Source organism: Microbacterium testaceum, assembly GCF_001476285.1.
Lineage (GTDB): Bacteria > Actinomycetota > Actinomycetes > Actinomycetales > Microbacteriaceae > Microbacterium > Microbacterium testaceum_B.
This window is the reverse complement of record NZ_LDRU01000016.1, coordinates 91,821-102,592: the sequence shown is the minus strand read 5'-3', so window position 1 is coordinate 102,592 and position 10,772 is coordinate 91,821. Positions and strand designations below refer to the sequence as shown.

At 69.6% G+C, this 10,772-nt stretch carries 10 protein-coding genes and 1 riboswitch; all 10 genes read right to left on the bottom strand.

Annotated features, from left to right (window positions below; translation table 11 throughout):
• Nucleotides 1-42: 42 nt before the first annotated feature.
• The 10 genes from ribH to sdhA all read right to left on the bottom strand — a co-directional run bounded on the left by ribH (nucleotide 43) and on the right by sdhA (nucleotide 10,763).
• Complete coding sequence (gene ribH, locus NS283_RS03735) at nucleotides 43-516, bottom strand: 6,7-dimethyl-8-ribityllumazine synthase (RefSeq protein ID WP_058595528.1); 474 nt, start codon at nucleotides 514-516, stop codon at nucleotides 43-45.
• Complete coding sequence (locus NS283_RS03730) at nucleotides 516-1,784, bottom strand: bifunctional 3,4-dihydroxy-2-butanone-4-phosphate synthase/GTP cyclohydrolase II (protein WP_058595527.1); 1,269 nt, start codon at nucleotides 1,782-1,784, stop codon at nucleotides 516-518. The genes ribH and NS283_RS03730 overlap by 1 nt, the downstream gene beginning before the upstream one ends.
• Nucleotides 1,781-2,437: a riboflavin synthase gene (locus tag NS283_RS03725; RefSeq protein WP_058595526.1), complete on the bottom strand. Its 657-nt coding sequence runs from the start codon at nucleotides 2,435-2,437 to the stop codon at nucleotides 1,781-1,783. Before NS283_RS03725 ends, NS283_RS03730 begins: the two co-directional genes overlap by 4 nt.
• Nucleotides 2,437-3,468 (bottom strand): bifunctional diaminohydroxyphosphoribosylaminopyrimidine deaminase/5-amino-6-(5-phosphoribosylamino)uracil reductase RibD, encoded by a 1,032-nt coding sequence (ribD, locus tag NS283_RS03720; protein ID WP_058595525.1) that lies wholly within the window; start codon nucleotides 3,466-3,468, stop codon nucleotides 2,437-2,439. The genes NS283_RS03725 and ribD overlap by 1 nt, the downstream gene beginning before the upstream one ends.
• 56 nt (nucleotides 3,469-3,524) lie before the next feature.
• A riboswitch (FMN riboswitch) is annotated at nucleotides 3,525-3,673 on the bottom strand.
• Nucleotides 3,674-3,755: 82 nt separating this feature from the next.
• Complete coding sequence (locus NS283_RS03715; protein WP_058595524.1) at nucleotides 3,756-4,619, bottom strand: Fpg/Nei family DNA glycosylase; 864 nt, start codon at nucleotides 4,617-4,619, stop codon at nucleotides 3,756-3,758.
• Nucleotides 4,620-4,800: 181 nt separating this feature from the next.
• Nucleotides 4,801-5,805, bottom strand: coding sequence for a tryptophan--tRNA ligase (gene trpS, locus NS283_RS03710; protein WP_081317241.1), 1,005 nt, complete (start codon nucleotides 5,803-5,805; stop codon nucleotides 4,801-4,803).
• 160 nt (nucleotides 5,806-5,965) lie between these two features.
• Entirely contained in the window at nucleotides 5,966-6,814 is an 849-nt protein-coding gene (locus NS283_RS03705) for an exodeoxyribonuclease III (protein WP_058595523.1), read from the bottom strand.
• 37 nt (nucleotides 6,815-6,851) lie between these two features.
• The gene (locus tag NS283_RS03700; protein WP_193752626.1) at nucleotides 6,852-8,051 is read right to left on the bottom strand and encodes a YihY/virulence factor BrkB family protein; all 1,200 of its coding nucleotides are present in this window, start codon (nucleotides 8,049-8,051) and stop codon (nucleotides 6,852-6,854) included.
• A 95-nt stretch (nucleotides 8,052-8,146) separates the two neighbouring features.
• Nucleotides 8,147-8,932 carry a succinate dehydrogenase iron-sulfur subunit gene (locus NS283_RS03695; protein ID WP_058595522.1) on the bottom strand — a complete coding sequence of 262 codons (786 nt, stop codon included), beginning with the start codon at nucleotides 8,930-8,932 and terminating at the stop codon, nucleotides 8,147-8,149.
• A gap of 1 nt (nucleotide 8,933) precedes the next feature.
• Nucleotides 8,934-10,763, bottom strand: a complete 1,830-nt coding sequence (gene sdhA, locus NS283_RS03690) for a succinate dehydrogenase flavoprotein subunit (RefSeq protein WP_058595521.1) — start codon at nucleotides 10,761-10,763, stop codon at nucleotides 8,934-8,936.
• Nucleotides 10,764-10,772 lie beyond the last annotated feature (9 nt).

Here is a 10,772-nt window from a genome sequence, read left to right as displayed (position 1 = left end):
TCGACGGGCTCAGCCACCTCCGCCGAGCCCGTCGAGTGAGCGTCAGCCGCGCAACTCCCGCAGCACCAGAGCGGTACGGATCGCCGCGTCCGCGGCCTCCTCGCCCTTGTCCTCCTTCGACCCCTCGAGGCCGGCGCGGTCGAGACCCTGCTGCTCGTCGTCGAGGGTCAGCACGCCGAAGCCGACGGGCTTGCCCGCGTCGAGGGCGACGCGGGTGAGACCGTCGGTCGCCGCCGATGAGACGAACTCGAAGTGTGGCGTCCCGCCCCGGATGATGACGCCGAGGGCGACGACGGCATCCGCCCCGCCGTCGAACGCGGCTTTCGCGGCGACCGGCAGCTCGAAGGATCCCGGAACGCGCACCACGCGGTACGTCGCGCCCGTGGCATCCAGGACTCTCTTCGCTCCGGCGATCAGGCCGTCGGTGATGACCTCGTGCCAGGTGCCGGCGATGACGACGACGTTCAGGCCCGACGCGTCGACGCCGCCGGTCTCGGGTGCTCCACTACCGGCCATCAGGCGCTCTCTTCCTTCATGTGCGCGAGGGCGTCGCGCAGGTCGTCCTCGGCGATGATGTGACCCATCCGGTCGCGCTTCGTCTCGAGGTACTGGTGGTTGTTCGGGCCGACCCCGACGAGGAGCGGAACCTGCTCGACGACGTCGAGGCCGAAGCCGCGGAGCTGGTTCACCTTGTCGGTGTTGTTGGTCAGCAGGCGCACCTGTTCGACACCGAGGTCGGCCAGGATGCCGGCCGCGGCGGCGTAGTCGCGCGCGTCGGCGGGAAGGCCGAGGGCCAGGTTGGCGTCCACGGTGTCGAGACCGCGCTCCTGCAGGTTGTAGGCCCGAAGCTTGTTGATGAGGCCGATGCCGCGTCCCTCGTGGCCGCGCATGTAGATGACGATGCCGCCGTCCTCGTCGATGCGGTCGAGCGCCGCGTCGAGCTGGGGGCCGCACTCGCACTTCAGCGAGCCGAACGCCTCGCCGGTCAAGCACTCGGAGTGCACGCGGACGAGCGGGGCCTTGGCACCCAGTTCTCCCGAGACGACCGCGATGTGATCGGTCCCGGTGACGCGGTCCTTGTAGGCGAGGAAGCGGAAGGTGCCGTGCGTGGTGGGTACGTTCGACTCGGCGCGCAGGCTCACGCGGCGCCGCGCGGGGGTCGACGCAGGCAGGGGATCGGTTTCGTTCAGGTAGCCGATGAGCTGCTCGATCGTGATGACCGGGATGCCGTCCCGCTCGCCGAGCTCGAAGAGCCCGGGCAGGCGCATCATGCTGCCGTCTTCGGCGACGACCTCGGCGATCGCGGCGACCGGCTCGAGGCCCGCGAGCTTCATGAGGTCGACCGCCGCCTCGGTGTGGCCGGCCCGCTCACGGACGCCGCCGTCGACGGCTCGCAGCGGGAGGATGTGCCCGGGGCGGATGACGCTGGTCGGCACCGATTCGGGGTCGGCGAGGACGTTGAGCGTGCGAGCGCGGTCGGCGGCGCTGATACCGGTCGTCACGCCCGACGCCGCGTCGACGCTCACGGTGTACGCGGTGCCGCGCGCGTCCTCGTTGACCGCGACCATGGGCGGCAGGTCGAGGCGGTCGGCCCACTCGGCGGGCATGGGCGCGCACACGTACCCGCTGGACCAGCGGACCGTCCAGGCCAGGGCTTCGGGGGTCGCGAGTGCCGCCGACAGGATGACGTCGCCCTCGTTCTCGCGGTTCTCGTCGTCGGCGACCAGGATCGGCCGCCCGGCGCGCAGGGCCTCCAGGGCCTCGGGGATGGGGGACAGGCTCATCGGGAGCCCCTCTCGGTCGATGCGGCCGCAGCCGCGGGATTCTCTGATGTGCGGAAGGCGAGCATGCGCTGCACGTGGCGCGCGAGGATGTCGGTCTCGAGGTTGACCGGTGTTCCGGCCTCGGCTCGGCCGAGAGTGGTCGCGGCGAGCGTCTCGGGGATGAGCGACACCTCGAGCCACTGCTCCGCCTCGTGGGCATCGCTCACGGCGCTCACGGTGAGGGAGACGCCGTCGATCGCGATCGATCCCTTGTCGACGACGAGGGGAGCGAGGTGATTCGGGATGCCGATGCGCACGACGCTCCACTGAGCACCGGGACGCACCTCGCGCACCACGCCCGTGCCGTCGATGTGGCCCTGGACGATGTGACCGCCGAGGCGCCCGTGCGCCGCCGTCGCGCGCTCCAGGTTCACCGGGCGGCCCGGTGCGACGTCGGCGAGAGTCGACATGTCGAGCGTCTGCTTCATCACGTCAGCGGTGAACCAGTCCTCGCCCTGGTCGACGACGGTGAGGCACACGCCGCTGACCGAGATCGAGTCGCCGTGGCCGGCGTCCGAGACCGAAAGGGGAGCGCGCACGGTCACGCGCACGCCGTCGCCCGACGGTTCGACCGCGGTGATGGCGCCCATCTCTTCGACGATTCCGGTGAACATCAGTGATCTCCCTGCGTTCGGGTGGTGGGGTGGGCGACGATCAGCAGATCGTCGCCGAGGGTCTGGACGGATGCCACGGCCAAGCGCCGGGCCGCGTCGATGGTGGGGACACCCACGTCGCCCAGGGCGAGGCGCGAGCCGCCGAGCAGCACGGGCGCGACGTAGACGAGCAACTCGTCAGCAAGGCCTTCCCGGACGAAGGCGCTCGCGAGGGTGGGCCCGCCCTCGACGAAGACGCGCTGGATGCCTCTCCCAGCGAGCTCGGTGAGGACGGTCTTCACGTCGTGCGTCGCGAAGAACAGGGGCTCTCGCGGGTGCCGACGGACAGCGGCATCCGGAGGCGTCTCGCTCTTGCCGATGACGACAGGCTGGGGCTGGGCCGCGAGGAGCGTGCCGTCGTCGTCGCGTGCGGTCAGAGCCGGGTCGTCGGCGCGCACGGTTCCCGTGCCGGCGACGATCGCATCGGCGGCGGCCCGGCGGGAGTGCACGTCGCGACGAGCGGCCGGCCCGGTGACCCACTGGCTCGTGCCGTCGTCGGCGGCGGCGCGGCCGTCGAGGCTCTGCGCCCACTTGACGGTGACGTGCGGCCGACCGGTGCGCTGCAGGGCCACCCAGTCGTGGATGAGCTCCTCCGCGGCGTCCTTCTCGACGCCGCGCTCGACGTCGACCCCGGCTGCGCGCAGCCGGTCGGCTCCACCGGAGGCTGCCGCGGTGGGGTCGTCGAGAGCGAACACGACTCGGCTGACGCCGGCGTCGATGAGGGCGACCGCGCACGGACCGGTGCGCCCGGTGTGGTTGCAGGGCTCGAGGGTCACGACCGCCGTCGCGCCACGGGCCGCGCCGGGCGCGAGCTGCGAGAGGGCGTCGACCTCGGCGTGCGGGGTCCCCGCGCCGCGGTGGTACCCCTCGGCGAGGATCTCACCGGTCGGCGAGAGGATGACAGCGCCGACCTGCGGGTTGAGCCCGCGCGGGCCGCGCCGGGCGAGCTGGAGCGCTCGCCGCATGGCGTCGATCTCGACGGCGGATGCCATTTCCCTGTCCTTCCCGCGGTGTCGGGGCAGGGCCAGCGGGAAGGCGCGATGCGCCGTCCGTGCTGCCTCCTATCCGGACTAGCGTCGGTCACCCGTCGCATCACCGTCGGTCCCGGAATTCCACCGGATCGGCCCCACCGCACAAGCGGAGGGGTTCGCGGACTGTCACCGCCGGTTCGGATTCTCACCGACCCCGGAGCACGTTGTTTGCACTTCGAAGTGTAGTCAACGCGGTGTGGCCGGTTTCATTCCCCGACATGGATTGACATGCGGCGCCGGCCGCGCGGCTACTTCAGAAGCCGTGAAAGCCGCCGATCGGCGAGCAGCTTGCCACCGGTCTGGCACGTCGGGCAGTACTCGAGCGAGTTGTCGGCGAAGAACACGCTGCGCACCTCGTCGCCGCAGACGGGACACGCCTCGCCACGTCGACCGTGCACGCGCATGCCGCGCCTCTTGGCGTCCTTCAGCTCCGCCGGCGGCTTGCTGCGCGCGGCATCGATCGCCTCGGTGAGCGTTTCGACCATCGCCCGGAAGAGTCGATCGACCTCCTCGTCGGTGAGCGTCGCGGCGAGAGCGTAGGGAGACATCTTCGCCGCGTGCAGGATTTCGTCGGAGTACGCGTTGCCGACCCCGGCGATGATCGACTGATCGCGCAGCACGCCCTTGATCTGCGTGCGGCGACCGGTGAGCAGCTCGCCGAACGCAGCGCGGTCGAAGCCGTCGCTCAGCGGGTCGGGACCGAGCCGCGCGATGCCGGGCACCTCGTCGGGGGCGTGCACCGCGTACACGGCGAGCGACTTCTTCGTGCCCGCTTCGGTGAGGTCGAAGCCCGAGCCGTCGTCGAAACCGACGCGCAGGGCGATCGGGGTCTTCCCGGGCTTGATGACCGTGGAGGGCAACACGTCGTGCCAGCGCAGCCAACCCGCTTTCGCGAGGTGGAAGACAAGGTGCACCCCCGCGTCGGTCGAGACATCGACGAACTTGCCGTGACGATCGACGGCGGTCACTGCCGAGCCCACCAGGGCCGTCAGGGGCGGGTCGTAGGTCTTCAGGGCATTGATCGCCGACACAGTGGCCTTCGCCACGTGCAACCCCGTGACACGGCCGCGCAGGAACTCGACGAGCCCCTCGACCTCAGGCATCTCCGGCATGCGCCCATGCTGCCACGGGCTTCCGACATCGTCACGACCCTTGCATCGGCGCGCTGCGCCCCGGTTCGTCGAGGCAAGGGGGCGCCGGATTCGGAGATGCGTCGCGGATTCGGACGACGGTGAGCCCTGGCATCCGGATCTGCTGCCCGTTTCCGAATCCGCTGCGCGGCAGACCTCTCGTTCAGCCCCGGCGCAGGAGCCCGATGCGCTCGTACACGTCCGAGAGGGTCTTCTCGGCCACGGATGCCGCCCGCTCCGCGTTCGTCGCGAGCACGCGGTCGAGCTCGGCGGGGTCAGCGATGAGCTCGAGCGCACGCTCGCGCACCGGCTCGAACTCGTTCACCACCACCTCGGCGAGGCCCTTCTTGAAGTCGCCGTACCCACGGCCCGCGTACTCGTCCTCGATCGCCGTGATGTCGCGGCCGGTGAGGGCGGAGTAGATCACGAGGAGGTTGGAGACACCCGGCTTCTCGTCGCGGTCGAAGCGCACGGACCCCTCCGAGTCGGTGACCGCCCGCATGATCTTCTTCGCGCTGACCTTCGGCTCGTCGAGCATCCACAGCACGCCGGCGTCGGACTCGGCCGACTTCGACATCTTCGAGGTGGGGTTCTGCAGGTCGTAGATGCGGGCCGTCTCGCGTTGGATCATCGGCTTCGGCATCGTGAACGTCTCACCGAAGCTCTTGTTGAAGCGCTCGGCGAGGTCGCGGGTGAGTTCGATGTGCTGCTTCTGGTCGTCTCCGACCGGCACGACGTCGGTTTGGTACAGCAGGATGTCGGCGGCCATGAGGACCGGATAGGTGAAGAGGCCGACGTTGGTGGCATCCGCTCCGTAGCGTGCCGACTTGTCCTTGAACTGCGTCATGCGCCCGGCCTCGCCGAATCCGGTCATGGTCGACAGGACCCACTGCAGCTCCGCGTGCGCGGGGACGTGCGACTGGACGTAGAGCGTCGATCGCGAGGGCTCGATGCCCGCAGCGATGTACTGAGCGGCCGTGCGGCGGGTCTTCTCACGGCGCTCGGCGGGGTCGCCGGGCTGGGTCAGGGCGTGCAGGTCGACGACCGAGAAGAAGGCGTCGTACTCGTCCTGCAGCTGACGCCACTGCAGCAGCGCACCGATGTAGTTGCCGATCTGGAGGCTGTCGGCGGAGGGCTGCATTCCGGAGTAGAGGCGCTGCTGGGTCACCCCTCGATCCTAGGCGTCGAGCACACCGCGCCCGACCCGGCGGCGAGCATCGTGGCGAGCGCCGCAGCAGAGCGCGCGGCACTCTGCCCCCGCGCCCTGGACGCAGACGAAATCGCAGCGCGTGGCGCCCCGCTCCCGCGCCGTGGACGCGTGCCCGTGTTCAGCGCCCGAGCGCGTAGTCGACGATCACCGGGGCGTGGTCGCTCCAGCGCGTGTCGTACGAGGGGGCGCGGTCGACGCGGTACGCGGTGACCCGCTCCGCCAGCGCGGGCGTGGCGACGTGGTAGTCGATACGCCACCCGCTGTCGGTGTCGAACGCCTTCCCGCGCATCGACCAGAACGTGTACGGCCCCTCGACCTCGCCCATCTGTCGGCGCCCGACGTCGATCCAGCCGAGGCCCGTGCCCACCGAGCCGTCGACCCCCTCGACTCTTTCGCCGGCGGGCCCGAAGAAGCGGTCGAAGTAGGCGCGCTCGCGGGGGAGGAAGCCGGCGTTCTTGCGGTTGCCACGCCAGTTCTTGATGTCGAGCTCGCGGTGCCCCACGTTCAGGTCGCCCGTGACGAGTGCGAGCTCGCGCTCGGCCTTGAGGGTCTGGAGGCGCTGCTCCATGGCATCCAGGAACAACCACTTCGCGTCTTGCTTGGGGGTGTCGACCTCGCCACTGTGCACGTAGGCGCTGACGATCGTGACGGTCTCGCCGTCGATGTCGAAGTCGGTCTCGATCCACCGCCCGGACGCGTCGAGAGGCTCGGGACCGAGGTGCGTGCGGGTGTCGACGCCGGGGAGCCGGCTGATGATCGCGACGCCCGCGCGGCCCTTCTGCAGGGCCTCGTCGTTGACGATCTCCCACCCGGGCAGGGCCTCGGCGAGCTGGTCGGCGGTGGCGCGCACCTCTTGCAGGGCGACGATGTCGGCACCCGAGGCTTCGAGCCACTCGGTCATGCCCTTGCGGACGGCGGCACGGATGCCATTGACGTTGATGGAGACGATGCGTACGGAACGAGCCACCCCACGAGCCTAACGGGGGCGCCCGACATCGGGCCGGTCAGTCGGGGAGGAGCGACGTGCGACGCGGCGCGGGCACAGCAGCCTGCGCCTGAGCGAGGTTCCTCCGGGCCGCGGCGACCCGTCGGCGTGCCCGCCAGCGCCACGGCCAGCGGGCGGTCGCGGCCGCACGCTCGGCCTCGCGCACCCCCACCTGCGCGGCGATGACGAGAGCCGCCTGCTCCATCGCGAGCCTGTCCTCGGGCGAACGCAGGGGCACATCACGGTCGCCCGCCGCGACGGCGATCCAGGCAGCCGACACGAGGATGACGATCCCGATGAGGCGGAACCAGAGGAGGAAACCGATGAGGGCGGCGAACGTTCCGAGGAGGGGGTTCGTCGGGGTGTAGACGAGGAGGAATCCCGCACCGATCTGCAGCACGACCATTCCGCCGGCGCCGACGAGTGCGCCCGGCCAGGCCCGCCGCCAGCTCAGGCTCGTCCCCGTCAAGAAGCGGAAGAGCGCGGCGAGTGCCAGGGTGTTGACCCCGAAGGCGACCAGGGCCGAGATCGCCCGCGCACCGATCGTCCACCCGGGTGTCTCGCGATCCCACCCGAGGATGCCGAACACGAGGTCGACGGCGCCTGTGGTGATGGAACCGAGCAGGGCGCCGACCAGGAGCGCGAGCCCGAACAACAGCGATGCGACGAAGTCACGGGCCTTCAACAGCGCGTAGTTGCGCATGTCGAAGGGGAGGCCGAACGTGTCGCGTACCGCGCGGCGGGTGAAGGTCACGAACCCGATCGCCGTCCAGATGACGACGATCGCCGCGATGGCACCCGTGATGCCGAGCAGCTTCCCGCTCTCCTGCGCGACGGCCTCGACCTTGTCGGGCTGCACCAGGCCGTTCTTGCTGATGAGCCCCGGGATGTAGCTGTTGATGATGCCGATGAGCCCGTCGATCGCAGCCTTGCTTCCGCCCAGCCAGATCCCCACCGCCGCGAACGACAGATACAGCGCGGAGAAGACGGCGAACAGCCCCTGGTAGCTCATCCCCGCGGCGAGCAGGAAACCGTTGTGCTGGAGGAAGTGCCGCCAGACCCGGATCGGGAACCACTGCACGACTTTGGCCGCCCGTGCGAGCGGTTCGTCGAGGCGCTCCCGCACCGCCAGCTGAGCCGCGTCGAAGCGGTCGCGCAGCGTGCGCTCCTCCTCGCCGGCCGCGGGGAGCGGGCGCGGGTCGTGGCGGCTGTCGGTCACGCGTCGAGCCTAATGAATGGATGCCGCGGGGTCGGGCCCGCAGACGCCGAACGGCGGGTCCGCCTGCGCGCACCCGCCGTTCGAAGAGGGAGGGATCAGCGACCGCCGCGGAGGACGGCCTGCTTGACCTCGGCGATGGCCTTGGTGACCTCGATGCCGCGGGGGCACGCCTCGGTGCAGTTGAAGGTGGTGCGGCAGCGCCACACGCCCTCTTTGTCGTTGAGGATGTCGAGACGCACGTCGCCCGCGTCGTCGCGCGAGTCGAAGATGAAGCGGTGCGCGTTGACGATCGCGGCGGGACCGAAGTACTGACCGTCGGTCCAGAAGACGGGGCACGACGAGGTGCACGCGGCGCACAGGATGCACTTCGTCGTGTCGTCGAAGACCTCGCGGTCGACGATCGACTGGATGCGCTCCTTGCCGGGCTCGGGCTTGGAGTTCGAGATGAGGAACGGTTGCACCTCGCGGTAGGAGGCGAAGAACGGCTCCATGTCGACGATGAGGTCCTTCTCGAGCGGCAGGCCCTTGATCGCCTCGACGTAGATCGGCTGCGAGATGTCGAGATCCTTGATCAGGGTCTTGCAGGCCAGGCGGTTGCGGCCGTTGATGCGCATGGCATCCGATCCGCAGATGCCGTGCGCGCACGAGCGGCGGAACGACAGCGAGCCGTCGACCTCCCACTTGATCTTGTGCAGCGCGTCGAGCACGCGGTCGGTCGAGTACAGCTCCACGTCGTAGTCGACCCAGCGCGGCTCATCGTCGACCTCGGGGTCGAAGCGGCGGATGTTGAAGGTGACGAGGAACGACTGGATGCCGGTGTCCTCAGGAGTCTGCTCGACCTCGTCCGAGGTGTCGACCTGCTCGATGACGGTGGATGCCATCTCAGTACTTCCTCTCCAGCGGCGGGTAGCGCAGCTCCCCGGCCTCGTTCTTGGTGAAGACCACGGGCTTCCAGCCGAGCTCGATGTGATCGGCGGGGTGCGACGAGTGGGGGTCGCCCGACAGGTACGCCATGGTGTGCTGCATGTACTTCTCGTCGTCGCGCGTGGGGAAGTCGTCGCGCATGTGACCACCGCGGCTCTCTTCGCGGTTCTGCGCCGAGTAGACGACGACCTCGGCCAGATCGAGCAGGAAGCCCAGCTCGACGGCCTCGAGCAGGTCGGTGTTGAAGCGCTTGCCCTTGTCGTCGACGTGGATGTTCTTGTAGCGCTCGCGCAGGTCGGCGATCACGTCCATGACGTGGGCGAGGGACTCGTGCGTGCGGAACACCTGCGCGCCCTTGTCCATCTCGTCCTGCAGCGTCTTGCGGAGCACCGCGATGCGCTCGGTGCCGCTGTTGTTGCGCAGGCCCTCGATGAGCCCGCGCACCTCGGCGGCGGGGTCTTCGGGCAGCGGCACGAAGTCGGCGGTCTTGACGTACTCGACCGCGTTGCGGCCGGCGCGCTTGCCGAAGACGTTGATGTCGAGCAGCGAGTTGGTGCCCAGGCGGTTCGAGCCGTGCACCGACACGCACGCGCACTCGCCGGCGGCGTAGAGGCCCGGGACGACGGTGTCGTTGTCGGCGAGAACCTCGGCCTTGATGTTGGTGGGGATGCCGCCCATCGCGTAGTGAGCGGTCGGCATGACCGGCACCGGTTCGACGACCGGGTCGACACCCAGGTAGGTGCGCGCGAACTCGGTGATGTCGGGGAGCTTGGTCTCGAGCACCTCGGCGCCCAGGTGCGTGCAGTCCAGCAGCACGTAGTCGCGGTGGGGGCCGGCGCCGCGCCCCTCGGCGACCTCTTGGACCATGCACCGTGCGACGATGTCGCGGGGTGCGAGGTCTTTGATCGTGGGGGCGTAGCGCTCCATGAAGCGCTCACCGCTGGCGTTGCGCAGGATCGCGCCCTCGCCTCGAGCACCTTCGGTGAGAAGGATGCCGAGCCCGGCGAGACCGGTCGGGTGGAACTGGAAGAACTCCATGTCCTCGAGCGGCAGGCCCTTGCGCCACACGATGCCGACGCCGTCACCGGTGAGGGTGTGGGCGTTGGAGGTGGTCTTGAAGATCTTGCCGAATCCGCCGGTCGCGAAGATGACGGCCTTCGACTGGAAGACGTGCAGCTCGCCCGTCGCGAGGTCGTAGGCGACGACGCCGGCGACCTGCGTCTTACCCGCGGCATCCTTCACCGTGATGAGGTCGAGCACGTAGAACTCGTTGAAGAAGTTGATGCCGAGCTTGACGCAGTTCTGGAACAGCGTCTGCAGGATCATGTGGCCGGTGCGGTCAGCGGCGTAGCATGCGCGACGCACCGGGGTCTTGCCGTGATCGGCCGTGTGGCCGCCGAAGCGGCGCTGGTCGATCTTGCCCTCGGGCGTGCGGTTGAACGGCAGGCCCATGTTCTCGAGGTCGATGACGGCGTCGATCGCCTCTTTGGCGAGGATCTCGGCGGCATCCTGGTCGACGAGGTAGTCGCCGCCCTTGATGGTGTCGAAGGTGTGCCACTCCCACGAGTCCTCTTCGACGTTGGCCAGAGCCGCGGCCATGCCGCCCTGCGCCGCACCGGTGTGCGAGCGGGTGGGGTAGAGCTTCGAGATGACGGCGGTCCTCGCGCCGGGGCCGGCCTCGATGGCCGCGCGCATGCCGGCGCCGCCGGCGCCGACGATGACGACGTCGAACTGGTGGTAGTGGACGCCGTCCTTGACGATCGAGTCCGAGGAAGTCTGAGTGCTCACGTGTGCGAT